This window comes from Salinicoccus sediminis, assembly GCF_000986795.1.
Taxonomy (GTDB): domain Bacteria; phylum Bacillota; class Bacilli; order Staphylococcales; family Salinicoccaceae; genus Salinicoccus; species Salinicoccus sediminis.
Genome location: NZ_LAYZ01000001.1, coordinates 487,492 through 504,396, shown reverse-complemented (window position 1 = coordinate 504,396; position 16,905 = coordinate 487,492). Strand labels below are relative to the sequence as shown.

The following is a 16,905-nucleotide window of genomic DNA, read 5'->3' as shown; positions in this document are numbered from 1 at the left end:
CAAATGGAACCCATTAACCAGTTCTTAAAAAACTCAAAAAAGATAAAAGAGAATAATGACAAGCTGTATGAAGAGCTCATCCGCCATCCGAGAATCATCGAGCTCATCGAAAACAGCGATGTCGAAATTACGCGCACAATGATCCGCAATGACATGCTGCAACTGAAACGCTACACCGAGCAGTCGCTGGCATGTGAAAAATGCGGTTCCCTCGCAAACTGCATCAACCATCCGGAAGGTTATGTGCCGTCCATAGACGTGCGGGGCGGACGGATCCACATCATCTATTCTGTATGCCCGAATAAGAAGAAAGAGGATGCTTTCCGGGAACGTGAACGCATGATAGAATCCTATCACGTGCCGAAAGATGTGAAGGATGCCACCTTTGACACCGTTTTTCTCGACCCCGACTCCAACCGCCAGGAGGTCATCCGGAAGGCGATATCCAGTAGCCAGGCGATCAGTGCAGGCGCGGATGCAAAAGGACTTTATATACACGGGAGTTTCGGCATAGGAAAATCCTACCTGCTCGGGTGCATCGCCAATGAGCTGAAGGAGAAATCCATCTCATCCATGATCGTCTATGTGCCGGAAATCATCCGTGACCTGAAAGCCGGCTTCAAGGACGGCACGACAGACGAAAAGTTCAATACCATCAAAAATGCACAGGTGCTGATGCTTGATGACCTCGGCGCGGAGGATGTCACACCATGGGTGAGGGATGAAGTGATGACCGGCATACTGCATTACAGGATGGTCGAGGGGCTGCCGACTTTCATCAGCTCCAACTATTCAATGGACGACCTCGAGTACAGATACAGCCGTACGAAAGAGAACGGGGTGGAGGAGACGAAGGCGATGCGGATGCTTGAGCGCATCAGATCGCTGTGCGAGGAAGTGCAGCTCCATGGCAAAAACTACAGGAATTAGCTGACGCTTGAAAACGGAAAATGAATCGAGTATAATAAAATTATAATTTCATTAGTTAAATCCAAGGACAATACCGTATCCAAGTCTCATTTAAGAGAATGCATGATTTGCTGAGACATGCATATAAGACCGCTATGGTTACTACCTTGCTGCATGCCGGTTAATACCCGGCCGGATCCGGACCGTTATATCCGGCTGAAGGCGGGAGCAATCCCGTGAATCAGGGTGGTACCGCGGTAAAAACCGCCCCTCTATACACAGAGGGGCGGTTTTTCATTTTCAGGATCCAGTAAAAGAGAGGAAGAGTGGAATGAGCGAGATTAAGATCAGTTTCCCTGATGGGAATGTAAAAGAATTCGACCGCGGCGTCACTGCCGAAGAGATTGCGCAGTCAATCAGTCCGGGGCTCCGCAAAGCGGCTGTGGCCGCCAAGGTCGACGGACAGATGTACGATCTCAGAAGGCCGATCGAAACAGACAGTGAACTCGAGCTTCTGACCAACAAGAGCGAAGAGGGGCTTGAAGTCCTCAGGCATTCGACCGCCCATCTGATGGCGCAGGCACTGAAACGTCTCTACGGCGACGTCAAGTTTGGTGTCGGGCCGGTCATAGAGGAAGGTTTCTACTACGATTTTGATATGGACGAAAAGATCTCATCTGACGATTTCCCGAAAATTGAAAAAGAGATGCAGAAAATCGTTGATGAAAATGTTGAAATTACACGTCATGAAATTTCAAGGGAAGAAGCGAAGGAATTTTTCAAGGATGACGAGTATAAACTCGAACTGATCGATGCGATTCCGGAAGGCGAGATGGTCACCGTCTACTCCCAGGGGGAATTCACCGATCTCTGCCGCGGAGTCCACGTACCGTCGACTTCCAAGATCAAAACGTTCAAACTCCTCAGCACAGCGGGCGCGTACTGGCGCGGGGACAGCGACAACAAGATGCTGCAGCGCATCTACGGCACAGCTTTCTTCGACAAGAAGGATCTGAAGGCGTATATGAATATCCTTGAAGAACGCAAAGAGCGTGATCACCGCCGCATCGGCAAGGACATGCAACTGTTCCAGAACAACCAGCTTGTAGGCGCCGGCCTGCCGCTGTGGCTGCCGAACGGCGCCACAATCAGGCGGGAGATAGAACGCTACATCGTTGATAAAGAGGTTTCGATGGGCTATGACCACGTGTATACGCCGATCATGGCCAATGTCGATCTGTACAAGACGAGCGGGCACTGGGAACATTATCAGGAAGATATGTTTCCGACAATGGACATGGACGGCGAGGAGCTGGTCCTCCGTCCGATGAACTGTCCGCATCACATGATGATCTACAAATCCGACAAACACTCGTACCGTGAACTGCCGATCCGCATTGCTGAACTCGGCATGATGCACCGCTATGAAGCGAGCGGGGCGGTCAGCGGTCTGCAGCGTGTACGCGGAATGACACTGAATGATGCCCACGTCTTCGTCCGTCCGGATCAGATCAAGGAGGAATTCAAACGGGTCGTCCAGCTGATCATAGACGTATATGAGGACTTCGGATTCGAAAATTACTCATTCCGTCTGAGCTACCGTGATCCGGAAGACACTGAAAAGTACTTTGATGATGATCCGATGTGGGAGAAAGCTGAATCCATGCTCAAAGAAGCGGTTGACGAAATGGACCTCAAGTACACTGAAGCGGAAGGGGAAGCTGCCTTCTACGGTCCGAAACTGGATGTCCAGGTTCAGACTGCTCTCGGCAAGGAAGAGACACTCTCGACTGTGCAGCTAGACTTCCTGCTGCCTGAACGTTTTGATCTGACTTATGTCGGCAGTGACGGTGAACTGCACCGTCCGGTGGTCATCCACCGCGGTGTCGTCTCTACCATGGAACGCTTTGTCGCATTCCTCACTGAGGAATATAAGGGAGCATTCCCGCTGTGGCTGGCACCCCAACAGGTGGAAATCATCCCGGTCAACCTGGACCTTCATTATGAATATGCGAGGAGCATCCAGGATGAACTGAAAAGCCAGGGGATCCGGATCAGCATTGACGAACGGAATGAAAAGCTCGGCTATAAGATACGCGAAGCACAGATGCGGAAAGTCCCGTATCAGGTGGTCATCGGTGACAAGGAGATAGAGGAGGGCCAGGTCAACGTGCGTAAATACGGCGAACAGGACCAGAACTCCTATGACAGGGAGGATTTCGTCTGGAAACTGGTTGATGAAATCCGGTTGAAAAAATAGCGTTGACAGATTCCTGAAGTTAGTGTAATATATTAAGAGTTGATAAGAACGGACAAGAAGAAGCGACCCGCTTCTCACCCGCAAGCGCACCAATGCAGCGAACGGGTTAGTACAGAAGAGATGTGCAGGCAGAGATGTCTGTTCGTCTTCATGTCGGATGGCGGGCGCATAATGTGCCCGCCTTTTTTGTTCGTCTTCAAACTTTATGGAGGTGTCAAAGATAGCAAAGGATCAGACATTTATCAATGATAGAATCCGCGCCAAAGAAGTCAGGCTGATTGGACAGGATGGTTCCCAGCTCGGAATCAAGCCGAAGAAGGAAGCCCAGGAGATGGCGGACCGTGTCGAACAGGACCTCGTGCTTGTTGCACCGAACGCCAAGCCGCCAGTTGCCCGCATCATGGACTACGGCAAGTACAAGTACGAACAGCAGCGTAAAGAGAAAGAAGCGCGCAAGAAGCAGAAGGTCATCAACGTCAAGGAAATCAGGCTTTCCCCGACCATTGAAGACCATGACTTCAACACGAAGCTTAAGAATGCGAAAAAATTCCTTTCCAAAGAGGACAAGGTCAAAGTTTCCATCCGTTTCCGCGGCCGTGCAATCACACACAAAGATATCGGACGCAAAGTATTGGAACGTTTCGCAGATGAGCTTTCCGAAGTCGCTACTGTAGAACAGAGGCCCAAGATGGAAGGCCGTTCAATGTTCCTCGTAGTTGCACCAATCATCGACAAAAATCAATAAACCGGAGGTTGAATCCCATGCCAAAAATGAAAACCCACAGAGGATATGCTAAACGCGTAAAGCGTACAGGAACTGGTAAATTCAAACGCAACAGAGCGTTCACATCCCACCTGTTTGCAAACAAATCCACTAAACAGAAACGTCAATTGAGAAAAGCGACACTCGTATCAAAAGGCGACCAGAAGCGTCTTAAACAACTACTATCAAACATGAAATAATCGACTGAACAAGGAGGACCAATCATGGCTCGAGTTAAAAATGGACTGACGTCCCGTAAAAGACGTAAAAAGGTATTGAAACAGGCAAAAGGATATTTCGGTGCGAAGAGTACTCTTTACAGAACTGCCAAACAACAGGTGACAAAATCCGGACAGTACGCTTACCGCGACCGCCGCAACACTAAGCGTGAATTCCGCAGACTCTGGATTTCACGTATCAATGCAGCTGCACGTCAAAACGACATCAGCTACAGCCGTCTGATGAACGGACTTAAAACTGCAGGCATCGACATCAACAGAAAAATGCTCTCAGAGATTGCAATTTCCGATGAGAAAGCATTTGCCGAGCTTGCAACACAGGCTAAAAGCGCACTGGAAAAATAATGATATATATGAAAAATGCCCCTTGCCGGTTTGACCTGGCAAGGGGCATTTTTTCATCATATCCTGTTCTGCAGTTTGCCGAGCAGGTCCTCGGAATATTCAAAATAGCATTCCTTCTGGTGCTTTTTCACTTCCTCGGCGGATTGCGGCAGAATGTCGAGCCTGATGAGCTTTTCGCCCTTGTCAAAGAAAGGAAGGGTCTGATCTGCATAGTCGTCCGTCAGCAGGTTATAGATTTCTTCAGCTTCTTTTTCATCTTCGAAAGTATTGCGTTTAACGACGGTCTGTTCTCCGGATTCTTCCACTCTGGATAATTCTATATCTATCATTGCCATGCCTCCTAGGATAACTTTTGTTACTGCTATAATAGAATAATATCAGCTTATTGCAAACATTTATACCAATATGGTTTTTATTACGGGAACTGAAATAATTTATGATAGAATGAAAGTATCTTAAAACGAAGGATAGGAGACTGATTATGGACAAACAATTGACGATGATGAAAAGTCTGACTGATGCTCACGGAATTTCAGGTTTTGAGTATGATGTCAAAAAAGTGATGGAAGAATATCTTGAACCTGTCAGTGACGAACTGGTCAATGATAATCTGGGCGGCCTGTTCGGCAAACGCAATGCCAAAAGTGGATCCCGCACGCTGCTGATAGGCGGGCATCTTGATGAAATCGGCTTCATGGTGACGCAGATCGACGACAGTGGGTTCCTGAAGTTCACACCGGTCGGCGGATGGTGGAACCAGGTGATGCTGTCCCAGCGCATGAATGTGATTACCGACAAAGGTGTGCTCACGGGCGTCATCGGTTCCAAACCGCCGCATGTCCTGAGTGCGGAAGCCCGCAAAAAGCCGGTGGACATGAAAGAGATGTTCATCGATATCGGTGTGGCATCCAAAGAGGAAGCTGAAGCAGCCGGTGTAAAACCGGGTGATCAGATTACACCGCATTGTGATTTTACAGAAATGGCGAACAAAGACTATCTGCTGGCGAAGGCGTGGGACAACAGGTTCGGCTGCAGCCTGGCAATCGAAGTGCTTGAGCAGATCAGAGATGAGGATGTGGACATCAACGTTGTGAGCGGCGCGACGGTGCAGGAGGAAGTCGGCCTGCGCGGTGCGAAAGTCGCTGCGAATAAGATCAAGCCGGATCTGGCGATTGCAGTTGATGTCGGCATCTCCTGGGACACGCCGGGCATGAGTGAGAAGGACGGCACGGGCAAGATGGGCGACGGTCCGCTGGTACTGCTGCTCGACGGCTCCAACATCGGGCATGTCGGCTTCCGCCGCCACATTGAGAAAGTGGCGAAGGACAAGGGCATCCCCGTACAGTGGTCGGCAATCACCGGCGGCGGTACGGATTCCGGTGCATTCCATGTATCGAACGAGGGTGTGCCTTCAGTGTCGATCGGTGTGCCACTCAGGTACATGCATTCTAATGTGTCCATCCTCAACAGGCAGGATTACAACAACGCAGTCAGACTGGTGACGGAAATTGTCAGGTCGCTCGATGACAGCAAGGTGGAAGAGATCATTTGGTAGACAGGGAAATCATTACATCAAAAGAAAACCGCAAGGTCAGGGACCTGCGGAAGCTCCATAAAAAGAAATACCGCAGCCGGACCGGCCGTTTCCTGGCAGAAGGGGAGCACCTGGTCGAAGAGGCGGTAAAACACGGCCAGACAATCCATTCAGTGATATTGCATGAAGCTTATGAGCATGCACACCTTGACCTCGGAGATCTGGAGCTGATGTTTGTAAGCGGCGACGTCATGAGGTCACTTTCACAGCTCGAAACACCGCCGGGCATCGTCGCCCAGGTGTCGTATGTCCCGCCGGCGTCCTCCGGCCAGAGGGTCCTGACCCTCGACAATGTCCAGGATCCCGGAAACCTCGGCACGCTGATCCGCACTGCTGATGCATTCGGTTTCGACAGGGTTTTGCTGTCGCCGGATACTGCCGATCCTTTCAGTGAAAAAGTGCTCAGAAGCGCGCAGGGAAGCACCTTCCATGTCGGAATTGAAATCAGGGAGGCGGCAACGGCCGCGAAAGCATTCGAAGGCACTGTCCTCGCCACCGCTCTGATTGATGCGGAACCGCTTGATGGCATAGGGACTCCGGACGGCCCGCTCATGCTCATACTGGGCAATGAAGGCAGCGGCGTAGGCAGCGATGTCATTGACGCCGCCGACAGAAGAGTGAGGATCGGAATGAGCGGGAAGAGCGAGAGTCTGAACGTCGGCATCGCCGGCGGAATACTCATGCATCATTTCCAAGCTTGATTTTTCGGTGCTTTGATTTATAATTACTTTATAAGACCAATAAACAGCTTCAGCCTGAAGCCGGACATAAATGGTCCAGAATTCCGTATCAGGGAGTGCCGTACACAGACTGCAATGGGGCACACGGAGGGGACCAGGGTTCACCTGGCTGATTGAAGCGAGGGTGAATCCCTTATATTCGTGAAGTGTCTGTGCCTTTGTGTGCAGAAAATCAGGTGGTACCGCGGAAAACTCCGTCCTTGTGTTAGAGGACGGGGTTTTTATTATTTTACGAGGAGTTGGAAAGATGGATACGAGCGGAATTTCAGAAATTCAGAACGCATTCGATGATGCAGTGAAAACAGTTGCGGATAAGAAATCCCTGCAGGATTTGAAAATCGAATACTTAGGTAAAAAGGGGAAAGTGACAGGCCTGATGAAGGAGATGAAGAACCTTTCAAATGAAGACCGCCCGGCATACGGCGCCGCCGTCAATGAAGTGCGTTCGCATATCACTTCGGTGATCGAAGAGAAGGAGACGGCGCTTGCAAACGAAGCGCTCGAGGCCAGGCTCAAAGAGGAAACGATCGATGTTTCGCTTCCCGGCCGGACTTTCAGACTGGGCAGCCCCCATCCGCTGAGCCGTACGATAGAGGATATCGAGGACTTCTTCATCGGCCTCGGCTACGAGATTGCCGAAGGCTATGAAGTTGAAACGGACTATTTCAACTTCGAGGCGCTCAATCTGCCAAAGTCCCACCCGGCAAGGGATATGCAGGACAGCTTCTATTTTTCCGAGGATATCCTGCTCCGTACGCATACTTCCCCTGTACAGGCCCGTACGATGCAGGCGAGGAAAGGGCAGGGGCCGGTCAAGGTCATCTGCCCCGGGAAAGTGTACAGAAGGGACAGTGACGATGCGACCCACAGCCATCAGTTCACCCAGATCGAGGGGCTGGTGGTCGACAGGAATATCCATATGAGCGATTTGAAGGGTACGCTCGAACTGTTCGCCAAGGAAATGTTCGGCCCGGACCGGGAAATCCGGCTGCGTCCAAGCTACTTCCCGTTCACGGAACCGAGTGTCGAAGTGGATATTTCATGCTTCAAATGCAAAGGCGCGGGCTGTAACGTATGCAAGCGCTCGGGCTGGATAGAAATCCTCGGCTCCGGCATGGTGCACCCGAATGTACTTGAGATGGCCGGATTCGATCCGGATGAATATTCAGGTTTTGCATTCGGCATGGGACCGGACAGGATCGCGATGCTCAAGTACGGCATCGAGGATATCAGGAATTTCTACACCAATGATCTGAGATTCATCAATCAGTTCAAAGCAATGGAAGATGGAGGGGACCAAAGTGAAAGTATCTAAAGAATGGCTGAATGAGTGGATACCGGTCGATGTTTCCATCGATGAGCTGTCCGAGAAGATTACGCGCGGCGGCATCGAAGTGGATGAAGTGATCGACTATACGGAAGGCATAAAAAACCTTGTGGTCGGCTATGTCGAATCCGTGGAGGAGCATCCCGAGGCAGACCGGCTGAAAGTATGCCGGGTGAACACCGGTGAAGAGACCAGTCAGATCGTATGCGGGGCACCGAATGTCAGGGCGGACTCATATGTGATCGTCAGCAAAGTCGGCGGCAGGCTACCCGGCGGCATAAAGATCAAGCGTGCAAAGCTGCGCGGCCAGGTGTCTGAAGGGATGATCTGTTCCCTTGAGGAACTCGGCATTCCGGAGGACTATGTGCCGAAGGAATACCAGGATGGCATCTTCATCTTCAACCGGGATCAGAATATCGGTACGGATGCCCTCTCTGCACTGTATCTCGATGATCAGGTGATGGACTTCGATCTGACGCCAAACCGTAAGGATGCGCTCAGCATGGCGGGTGCAGCCTATGAAACCCGTGCGCTTTTCGGCGGGGAGGTCTCCCGCCCCGGGAGTCCTTTGACAGAGCATGCGGATAACGGCGACGGTGCATTCAGCATCAAAAATGAAGATGCGGACGCAGTGCCATATTACGGCGCCCGTCTCGTCAAAAATGTAGAAATAAAACCGGCGCCTGTGTGGATGCAGATCCGCCTGATCAAGGCGGGTATCCGTCCGATCAACAACGTGGTCGATATTTCAAACTATGTGCTGCTTGAATTCGGGCAGCCGCTCCACATGTTCGACCGTGATAAGATCGGCTCTGATGGCATAGTGACGCGGTTTGCTTCGCAGGATGAAAAGATGACGACGCTGGACGGCAAAGAACGCAGCCTCATGGACAGCGACATCGTGATTACGAACGGCAGAGAACCCATCGCCCTTGCCGGCGTGATGGGCGGGGCTTTCTCCGAGGTCACGGAAAGCACAACCAATGTCCTCATCGAGTCCGCACTTTTCAATCCCGTATCCATCAGAAAGACCAGTAACCGGCTGAACCTGCGCAGTGAAGCATCCGCGCGTTTTGAAAAAGGCGTTTCCCATGAGTTCGTACCCGAAGCGCTGGACCGTGCGGCCTACCTCCTTGAAAAATATGCCGGCGGCAGAGTTATCGGCGGAGTGGTGTCCGACGGTGAACTGGATCTTGAGGACAGTGAAATCACGGTAACGGCAGAGTTCATAAACAGCCGGCTCGGCATGGAGCTTTCTGTTGCGGAAATCGCAGAGTCATTATCCAGGCTCGGGCTTGAGGCAAAAACCGATGGTGGAAGCTTAAGCATTTCAGTCCCTTCAAGGCGGGATGATCTGAAGATCCGTGAAGACATCACTGAGGAAGTTGCAAGGATCTACGGCTATGATGCACTGCCGTCCTCCCTTCCGGAATATTCCGTGATCACGCCGGGCAAACTTACGGACGAACAGAAGAAAGTCCGCATCATCCGGCACCAGCTTGAGGCGCTCGGTCTGTCCCAGGCGATCAACTATGCACTGACCAGCAGGGAGAAGTCGAAACAGTTCACTGACCGGACGGAAGGACTTGAACTCCTGATGCCGATGAGTGAAGATCACGCCGTTTTAAGGAACAGCATGATTCCGCATCTGATAGACAATGCGGTGTACAATGCGAACCGCCAGCAGAAGGATGTCCAGCTGTATGAATTGGGCAGGGTCTTCGTCTCCAGGGGAGAGGGGAACCAGCCGGAGGAAATTGAAATGCTCGGCGGCATCCTGACCGGAGAGATGAACCGTACCGACTGGCTCGGCGCAAGCGTGCCGGCGGACTTCTATGCCGCCAAAGGCATCGCGGACAGCCTTTTTGAAAAACTCGGTCTGGCTGATAACATCAGCTACCGCCAGACGGAGGGGTATGAAGAAATGCATCCGGGACGGACGGCCGATATACATCTGGGCGGAGAAAAGATCGGTTTTGCAGGCGAACTGCATCCGAAGTTTGCAGAAGACAATGACCTCAACAGGACGGCGGTATTCGAAATCAATATCGACCGGCTGCTGGATGTGAAAAACGGTATCATCGTCTACGAACAGCTTTCAAAATACCCTACAATCACGCGCGATGTTGCACTGATTGTGGAACGCTCGGTGACGGCGGACGAACTGATTCAGACGGTAAGGACGGCTGCCAGTAAATATCTCGAGGATGTCTTTGTGTTCGACGTCTATGAAGGGGATAACGTTGCAGAAGGCATGAAATCCCTTGCCCTCCGTCTCACTTATCTCAATAAAGAGCAGACGCTGACCGATGAAGAGATCGAAGCGGTGCACACACCTGTACTGAAAGCGCTGGAAGAGAACGGCGCTGAAATCAGATAAAAGTAAAACCAGATGCTTCTGCATCTGGTTTTATTAGTCTAGCTGTATTTTTTATCCAGCAGCTCTCTGACCTTCTCCCTGGATTTGAAGTGTTTCTTTGAAATGGAGTCGACGAACGCCATTCCGCGCCGTTCGGCAAGTTCTGCCGCAAAGAGGTCCGTCTTTTTGCTTGCCCCCCGCGGCACATCACGCTTCAGTGAACGGTTGAGATTGGCCATCTGCTCGAGGTATCTGCTGCGTGCGAGAATGCTGGCGCAGGCGACGGCGATGGATTTTGATTCGGCTTTCGTCTCCTGATGGATCAGATCCGGGCGGAACGGATCCGGCACGTATTTGCGGTAGGCATTTTCTGTTGTGAACTGGTCGATGACAATTGCCTCGAGATCATCCGGCTGTTCCATTTTCTCATGGACTTTCTGTATGCAGTGATCATGGAGCACCGCCTTCAGCTTTACGATATTCCAGCCTTCATCGATCTTTTTATTGTAGGAGGGGTTGTCAAGGACGACGAGTGAGTAGGGCACGATATGGATGATTTCCCGTGCAAGGCGGTCCACCGTACCGTTTGAAAGGTTTTTGGAGTCCTTCACTCCGAGCTCTCTGAGCAGAGCGATTTTGTCTTTCGGCACATAGGCGGCACAAACCGTCATCGGGCCGAAATAGTCGCCGACTCCGGCTTCATCGCTTCCTATTGCATTCATAGTGTCATAGTTCATTGTCATCTTTCCTTTTGAGAATGTAGTTGCTTTCCTTCATTAATGATTGTAACACGGCATTTTTTGATTTCATCAATTTTTATAGTATTATTAAATTGATGGAGACTATGTGTTATTATACATTTATATTAATATGAGGTCCTGTGTCCCCCGGATCTGCAGGTTCAGGGCGAAGGGTGGCAGGATGGCATCAGTAAAGCTTTTTATGTTAAATTGTATATAACATTTATCAGTGAAACTTTGTATAGGAGGCAATGTCAAATGGCAGAATACAAAAATCGCATTGCTGTTGATATTTATGACCAGCAGTATACGTTGGTGGGGGCGGAGAACCCCGAACACATGAGATATGTGGCAAGGCTCGTGGACGAGAAGATCAGGGAGATCGGTGTCAGGAATGCGGGGCTTGATACAACAAGGAAAGCAGTTCTGGCGGCAGTGAACGTAATGGATGACTACGTGAAGCTTCAGGAAAAATACGATTCTGCAATCCGGGAACTGGAACAAAAGGGTAATTGATGCTATGTCGATAATAATTTTCATACTTCTATTGATCGGCATGGTCATCGGCTACAGAAGGGGCGTCATTCTGCAGCTCCTGCATCTTGTCGGGACCATCTCCGCGATCATCATATCTGCCATGAACTACGAAACATTGTCTGCAAGGTTCGATATGATCATGCCCTATCCGTCAACAGCACAGTCGGTTCATAATCCGCTGCTGCCGGACCTTGCCAACGCTGAATATGCATTTTATGATATGACTGCGTTCTTCATCATTTTCGTAGTGTCCAAAATTCTGATCCAGCTGGTTGTCAGTGCATTTGACTATCTGCAGCAGATCAGTGTTTTCGGCAATGTGGGAGAAATCGCCGGTCTGGTGCTCGGTCTTATCGAGATGATCTATATTCTGACTGTGATCATCTTCATGCTTGCAATCATCCCGCTTGAATTCATCCAGAATGCGATCGGTGATTCCTGGCTTGCAACATTCATAATGGAACATACATTCATACTATCTGATAAATTTATAGATTGGTTATAACAGAGTCATAGTGATATGGCTCTTTTTTTGGAGGCTGTCATGACTAAAAAAGACATAATTGTATTACTTGAAACAATTGCGACCTATATGGAACTCTCCCTTGAGAACCCGTTCAAGGTATCTGCGTACAGAAAAGCTGCAGCAGCCATCGAGACAGACGGGCGGTCGCTTGCGGAAATAGAAGACTTCTCGGCGATCAAAGGCATCGGCAAAGGGGTCAATGAAGTCATAGTGGAATACAGGAACGCGGGGAGGTCCACTGTCCTTGACGACTTGAAGTCTTCAGTGCCCGAGGGTCTCGTGAGAATGTTGAAAATACCGACACTCGGTCCGAAGAAGATTGCAAAAATCCACAAGGAACTCGGCATCACAAGCATGGAGGAACTGAAAGAGGCGTGTGAGAACAAAGAGGTGAGCGCCCTGTCAGGATTCGGTGCGAAAACCGAAGAGAATATATCAAAAGCCATCGATGAACTCCTCACCCGTCCGGAACGCTATCCGATTGAACGGATCATTTCTTTCCGGACGGCGGTCGAGGATGTACTGGATGATATGGAGACGGTCAGGAAATATGATGTGGCCGGCAGCGGCAGACGCTTCAAGGAGACGAGCCGCGACCTCGACTATATAATAGAAGTCACTGATGTTGCAGAGTTTACAGAAAAGTTCCTTGAATCACCGTTCATCAAAGATACAGTGGCACAGGGTGAAAAGAAACTGTCCGTCACCATAGAGAATGATATGGACGAAATCAATGTGGATTTCCGCTTTGTCACAGCGGATGAATACTTTACGACGCTCCACCACTTCACCGGGTCGAAAGACCACAATGTGAAGATGCGCCAGATTGCCAAATCACGCGGTGAGAAGATCAGCGAGTACGGCGTGGAAACGGATGGCGGATTGAAGACATTCGACTCGGAAGCGGCATTCTTCGATCATTTCGGCCTGCCGTACATCCCCCCTGCGATGCGGGAGACAGGTGAAGAGACGGAGGTTGATGTATCAGGCATCGTGTCGATGGACGATATAAGAGGCGATCTCCATATGCATACGGTGTACAGCGACGGAGCATTTTCGGTGCGCGAAATGATAGAGGCCTGCATTGCAAAGGGTTATGAATATATGATCATAACGGATCATTCCAAGAGCCTCCGTGTTGCAAACGGCCTGTATGAAAACAGGGTGTACAGGCAGATCGAGGAGATAAAAGGCCTAAGGGATGAATATCCCGAAATTGATATATACACCGGAACCGAAATGGACATATTGAAAGACGGCACCCTGGACTATCCGGATGATCTGCTCGCAGAACTGGACTATGTCATCGCCGCCATCCATTCCAGTTTCTCCCAGACGGAAGATGAAATCATGCACAGATTGAGGAGCGCATGCGAGAACCCCCACGTCCGTCATATCGCACATCCGACAGGAAGGCTGATCGGCCGGAGGGCAGGCTACCCGGTCAATGTGCCTGAACTGATCAGCATGGCAAAAGACACGGGCACTGTCCTCGAAGTGAATGCGAATCCGAGAAGGCTCGACCTGTCGTCTGACGTCATCAGACATTCGGGGCTGAAACTCACAGTCAATACGGACGCCCATCATACGGCTCATCTCGAGTTCATGAACTATGGTGTGGCGGCTCTGCAAAAAGGGCTGATCCAAAAAGAGGATGTCATCAATACGTTTTCAAGAGACGCGTTCAGGAAGTTTGTGAATAAAGGAAAATAGAGGTTTTAAAATGAATGATAGAACGATAAATTCACTGGAGTTTGATAAGATACTGACCCAGCTGTCTGCACACGCTGAAAGTGAGAAGACGAAAGAGCGGATTACACCTGCAATCATTTCCACGGAGCTTGCAGAAGTTGAGCAGATGATCAGCGAAGTGGATGATGCTTCCACGATGCTGAGGTATAGAAATATTGAACTTGGCGGCATAACGGATATAAAGCAGCATGTCAGACGTGCTGAAATCGGCAGTATGCTCGGCGTACCGGAACTCAATCATATCCGCACTATGCTGAACCGGAAAAATATGCTGACGAAGGTATTTGATGAGTTTGAGGAGGATGAAGTGGAGCTGTCCCATATACCGGTCTACATCACCGGCCTCCCGGACATCCATTTCCTGTATCGTCGGATCACTGAGACGGTCGATGATTCCCGCGTGCTGGATCATGCATCCGAAACCCTCCTCAGAGTCAGGTCGAGAATCAATGCCGAGGAAGGGAAGATCCGGGAACGGCTGAACGAAATCATCCGCGGGGGCAATCAGAAGAAACTGTCCGACAGCATCATCACGATGCGCAACAACCGGTACGTCGTGCCTGTCAAAGTCGAACACCAGGGTGACTTCAACGGCATCGTCCACGATATTTCAGCAAGCGGACAGACTGTCTATATGGAACCGATGGCTGTTGTGCAGATGACCAACCAGATACAGACCCTTAAAGATGAAGAGGAAACGGAAGTCGAGCGCATCCTGTACCAGCTGACGGCGGAAACCGCTGAAGTGGCTTCAGAACTCACCATGACCGATGACGCGCTCCATCATATCGATATGGTATTCGCAAAGGCGAAGTACGGTTCCGTATTGGGCGGCACGAAGCCGGAGGTCATGGCGGAGGGAGGCATCTATCTTCCCGCAGCATTCCACCCGCTCATTCCGGCGGAGGTTTCCGTGAAGAATGACATTGTCATGGACGGGGAGACGCGGGCTGTCATCATCACCGGCCCCAACACGGGCGGTAAGACGGTGACCATCAAAACGATCGGCCTCAGCGCCCTCATGGCACAGTCTGGCATACCGGTGCCCGCGAGGGACGGCAGCCGGCTCCGCATATTCTCGAAAATCTACAGTGACATCGGAGACGAGCAGTCCATCGAGCAGTCACTGTCGACGTTCTCAAGCCATATGACCAACATCACCGGAATACTGGATGAGACGGATCGAGACAGCCTGGTCCTGCTCGATGAACTCGGTGCGGGCACGGATCCCGAAGAGGGGGCGGCCCTTGCCATAAGCATACTGGAATATCTGTTATCAAGAAGTGCCACCATCGTCGCAACCACCCACTATCCGCAATTGAAATCATTCAGTTATACACGCGATGATGTCATAAACGCGAGTGTGGAATTCGATGTCAATACACTGTCGCCGACGTACAGGCTGCTGATGGGCATTCCCGGCAAATCGAACGCATTCGAAATATCGAATAAACTCGGACTGAACCCTGATGTCATCTCCCGTGCCCGGGAACTTGCCGGACGCGATTCACAGGAAGTGAACGACATGATCTCAGCACTTGAGAAGCATACGAGAAACGCGCGGGACAATGAACAGGAGACAGAAGAGCTTCTCAGGGAATCGAAAGCGGTGCATAAGGACCTCAGGAATTATATGGACGATTTCGAAGCCTATAAGGATAAGCTCAGGAAAAATGCACGGGAAGCGGCCAACCGCATCGTCAAAGAAAGTGAAATCCGGGCAGAGGAGGTCATCCGCACGCTCGAAGACATGAAGAGCCGGGGTGCCCGGGACATTCAGGAACATGAAATCATAGAACAGAAGAAGGCGCTCACAGACAGCTATCATCAGGAGGAGATCAGGCGCAAGGAACGCGCGGCTGAAAAAGAAAAGATCCAGGCGGGCGACGAGGTGGATGTGCTCTCATATGGACAAAAAGGTGAAGTCCTTGCTGTGGAAGGTGAGGAAGCCACTGTGCAGATGGGAATCATCAAGATGAAAGTCGGACTCGATGAGCTGAAGAAGCGCAAAAAGCAGAAACAGGAACGCCCGGTTGCAAGGCGGATAGGAAAGTCACCCGTCAAAAGGGAGCTTGATCTCCGCGGGGAAAGATATGAGGAAGCTCTGAACAGACTGGACAGATATCTGGACCAGGTCCTTCTATCCAACTATAATGAAGTGGAAATCATTCATGGCAAAGGGACCGGCGCACTCCAAAAAGGGGTGCAGCAGTTCCTCAGGACCCATCCCAAAGTCAAATCGTTCAGAGGCGGCATGCCGAACGAAGGCGGCTTTGGTGTGACGGTAGTTGAAATGAAGTAGGTGATTGCGTGGATAATTTCGATATGTATAAACTGGCGAAAGTGCTGATTGGAGCAGGGATTGTAATGTTTCTCGGCGGCATAATGTATCTGTTCCTTTTCGCTTAAGCAATTCCATTGAGCCCTTTTGCAACATCATGCTATAATGAGAAACATAATCGACAAAATGGAGGTAAGTGCAATGGCTATATATGAAGTGAATGATCAGAATTTCAAAGATGAAGTAGGCAGCGGCCTTAAATTGGTAGACTTCTGGGCGCCTTGGTGCGGACCATGCAAGATGATTGCTCCTGTACTTGAAGAGGTGGCAACTGATGTCGAAGGCAAGGCGGACATCGCAAAATTGAATGTTGATGATAACCAGGCGACTGCGAGTGAATACGAGGTCATGAGCATTCCGACACTCATCCTGTTCAAGGACGGACAGCCGGTTGATAAAGTTGTCGGCTTCCAGCCGAAAGAACAGCTTGTTGCATTGATCGACAAGCATGCATAAGCAGTGATATGCCGCCG

At 50.5% G+C, this 16,905-nt stretch carries 16 protein-coding genes; 14 read left to right on the top strand and 2 right to left on the bottom strand.

Going from position 1 to position 16,905, the window contains the following annotated elements; genetic code table 11:
* The first annotated feature begins 3 nt into the window (after positions 1-3).
* The 5 genes from dnaI to rplT all read left to right on the top strand — a co-directional run bounded on the left by dnaI (position 4) and on the right by rplT (position 4,516).
* A complete protein-coding gene (dnaI, locus tag WN59_RS02575; protein WP_046512057.1) occupies positions 4-930 on the top strand; it encodes a primosomal protein DnaI in 927 nt (308 codons plus the stop codon).
* A gap of 310 nt (positions 931-1,240) precedes the next feature.
* Complete coding sequence (gene thrS / locus WN59_RS02570) at positions 1,241-3,169, top strand: threonine--tRNA ligase (RefSeq protein WP_046512054.1); 1,929 nt, start codon at positions 1,241-1,243, stop codon at positions 3,167-3,169.
* A 211-nt stretch (positions 3,170-3,380) separates the two neighbouring features.
* Positions 3,381-3,914 carry a translation initiation factor IF-3 gene (gene infC, locus WN59_RS02565; protein WP_046512818.1) on the top strand — a complete coding sequence of 178 codons (534 nt, stop codon included), beginning with the start codon at positions 3,381-3,383 and terminating at the stop codon, positions 3,912-3,914.
* Positions 3,915-3,931: 17 nt separating this feature from the next.
* A complete protein-coding gene (rpmI, locus tag WN59_RS02560; RefSeq protein ID WP_017549071.1) occupies positions 3,932-4,132 on the top strand; it encodes a 50S ribosomal protein L35 in 201 nt (66 codons plus the stop codon).
* 24 nt (positions 4,133-4,156) lie between these two features.
* Positions 4,157-4,516 carry a 50S ribosomal protein L20 gene (gene rplT, locus WN59_RS02555; protein ID WP_046512050.1) on the top strand — a complete coding sequence of 120 codons (360 nt, stop codon included), beginning with the start codon at positions 4,157-4,159 and terminating at the stop codon, positions 4,514-4,516.
* A gap of 56 nt (positions 4,517-4,572) precedes the next feature.
* Here the strand turns inward: rplT and WN59_RS02550 are convergent, their stop codons facing one another.
* On the bottom strand, positions 4,573-4,845 hold the full coding sequence (locus WN59_RS02550) for a hypothetical protein (RefSeq protein WP_046512047.1): 273 nt from the start codon (positions 4,843-4,845) through the stop codon (positions 4,573-4,575).
* 152 nt (positions 4,846-4,997) lie between these two features.
* Here WN59_RS02550 and WN59_RS02545 point away from each other — a divergent pair, with 152 nt between their 5' ends.
* The 4 genes from WN59_RS02545 to pheT all read left to right on the top strand — a co-directional run bounded on the left by WN59_RS02545 (position 4,998) and on the right by pheT (position 10,557).
* Positions 4,998-6,071, top strand: a complete 1,074-nt coding sequence (locus tag WN59_RS02545; RefSeq protein WP_046512045.1) for a M42 family metallopeptidase — start codon at positions 4,998-5,000, stop codon at positions 6,069-6,071.
* Complete coding sequence (locus WN59_RS02540; RefSeq protein ID WP_052747237.1) at positions 6,065-6,811, top strand: TrmH family RNA methyltransferase; 747 nt, start codon at positions 6,065-6,067, stop codon at positions 6,809-6,811. The genes WN59_RS02545 and WN59_RS02540 overlap by 7 nt, the downstream gene beginning before the upstream one ends.
* A 286-nt stretch (positions 6,812-7,097) precedes the next feature.
* Positions 7,098-8,165: a phenylalanine--tRNA ligase subunit alpha gene (pheS, locus tag WN59_RS02535; RefSeq protein WP_046512042.1), complete on the top strand. Its 1,068-nt coding sequence runs from the start codon at positions 7,098-7,100 to the stop codon at positions 8,163-8,165.
* A complete protein-coding gene (pheT, locus tag WN59_RS02530; protein WP_046512039.1) occupies positions 8,152-10,557 on the top strand; it encodes a phenylalanine--tRNA ligase subunit beta in 2,406 nt (801 codons plus the stop codon). Before pheS ends, pheT begins: the two co-directional genes overlap by 14 nt.
* A gap of 38 nt (positions 10,558-10,595) precedes the next feature.
* On the opposite strand, the gene rnhC is transcribed toward pheT, so the two are convergent.
* Positions 10,596-11,273, bottom strand: coding sequence for a ribonuclease HIII (gene rnhC, locus WN59_RS02525; RefSeq protein WP_046512037.1), 678 nt, complete (start codon positions 11,271-11,273; stop codon positions 10,596-10,598).
* 261 nt (positions 11,274-11,534) lie between these two features.
* Here rnhC and zapA point away from each other — a divergent pair, with 261 nt between their 5' ends.
* The 5 genes from zapA (at position 11,535) to trxA (ending at position 16,888) form a co-directional block, all read left to right on the top strand.
* The gene (gene zapA, locus WN59_RS02520) at positions 11,535-11,792 is read left to right on the top strand and encodes a cell division protein ZapA (protein WP_046512034.1); all 258 of its coding nucleotides are present in this window, start codon (positions 11,535-11,537) and stop codon (positions 11,790-11,792) included.
* 4 nt (positions 11,793-11,796) lie between these two features.
* Complete coding sequence (locus tag WN59_RS02515) at positions 11,797-12,318, top strand: CvpA family protein (protein WP_046512031.1); 522 nt, start codon at positions 11,797-11,799, stop codon at positions 12,316-12,318.
* Between the two features lie 39 nt (positions 12,319-12,357).
* The gene (polX, locus tag WN59_RS02510) at positions 12,358-14,052 is read left to right on the top strand and encodes a DNA polymerase/3'-5' exonuclease PolX (RefSeq protein ID WP_046512028.1); all 1,695 of its coding nucleotides are present in this window, start codon (positions 12,358-12,360) and stop codon (positions 14,050-14,052) included.
* Positions 14,053-14,062: 10 nt separating this feature from the next.
* On the top strand, positions 14,063-16,393 hold the full coding sequence (locus tag WN59_RS02505; protein WP_046512023.1) for an endonuclease MutS2: 2,331 nt from the start codon (positions 14,063-14,065) through the stop codon (positions 16,391-16,393).
* A 180-nt stretch (positions 16,394-16,573) separates the two neighbouring features.
* On the top strand, positions 16,574-16,888 hold the full coding sequence (gene trxA / locus WN59_RS02500; RefSeq protein WP_017549058.1) for a thioredoxin: 315 nt from the start codon (positions 16,574-16,576) through the stop codon (positions 16,886-16,888).
* The last annotated feature ends 17 nt before the right edge of the window (positions 16,889-16,905 follow it).

Excerpts from the sequence above, each read along its gene's own strand:
- rplT (WP_046512050.1), top strand. The coding sequence starts at position 4,157 with ATGGCTCGAGTTAAAAATGGACTGACGTCCCGTAAAAGACGTAAAAAG.
- WN59_RS02515 (WP_046512031.1), top strand. The coding sequence starts at position 11,797 with ATGTCGATAATAATTTTCATACTTCTATTGATCGGCATGGTCATCGGC.
- trxA (WP_017549058.1), top strand. The coding sequence starts at position 16,574 with ATGGCTATATATGAAGTGAATGATCAGAATTTCAAAGATGAAGTAGGC.
- pheS (WP_046512042.1), top strand. The coding sequence starts at position 7,098 with ATGGATACGAGCGGAATTTCAGAAATTCAGAACGCATTCGATGATGCA.
- polX (WP_046512028.1), top strand. The coding sequence starts at position 12,358 with ATGACTAAAAAAGACATAATTGTATTACTTGAAACAATTGCGACCTAT.
- rpmI (WP_017549071.1), top strand. The coding sequence starts at position 3,932 with ATGCCAAAAATGAAAACCCACAGAGGATATGCTAAACGCGTAAAGCGT.
- rnhC (WP_046512037.1), bottom strand. The coding sequence starts at position 11,273 with ATGAACTATGACACTATGAATGCAATAGGAAGCGATGAAGCCGGAGTC.
- WN59_RS02545 (WP_046512045.1), top strand. The coding sequence starts at position 4,998 with ATGGACAAACAATTGACGATGATGAAAAGTCTGACTGATGCTCACGGA.
- WN59_RS02505 (WP_046512023.1), top strand. The coding sequence starts at position 14,063 with ATGAATGATAGAACGATAAATTCACTGGAGTTTGATAAGATACTGACC.
- dnaI (WP_046512057.1), top strand. The coding sequence starts at position 4 with ATGGAACCCATTAACCAGTTCTTAAAAAACTCAAAAAAGATAAAAGAG.
- thrS (WP_046512054.1), top strand. The coding sequence starts at position 1,241 with ATGAGCGAGATTAAGATCAGTTTCCCTGATGGGAATGTAAAAGAATTC.
- WN59_RS02550 (WP_046512047.1), bottom strand. The coding sequence starts at position 4,845 with ATGATAGATATAGAATTATCCAGAGTGGAAGAATCCGGAGAACAGACC.
- zapA (WP_046512034.1), top strand. The coding sequence starts at position 11,535 with ATGGCAGAATACAAAAATCGCATTGCTGTTGATATTTATGACCAGCAG.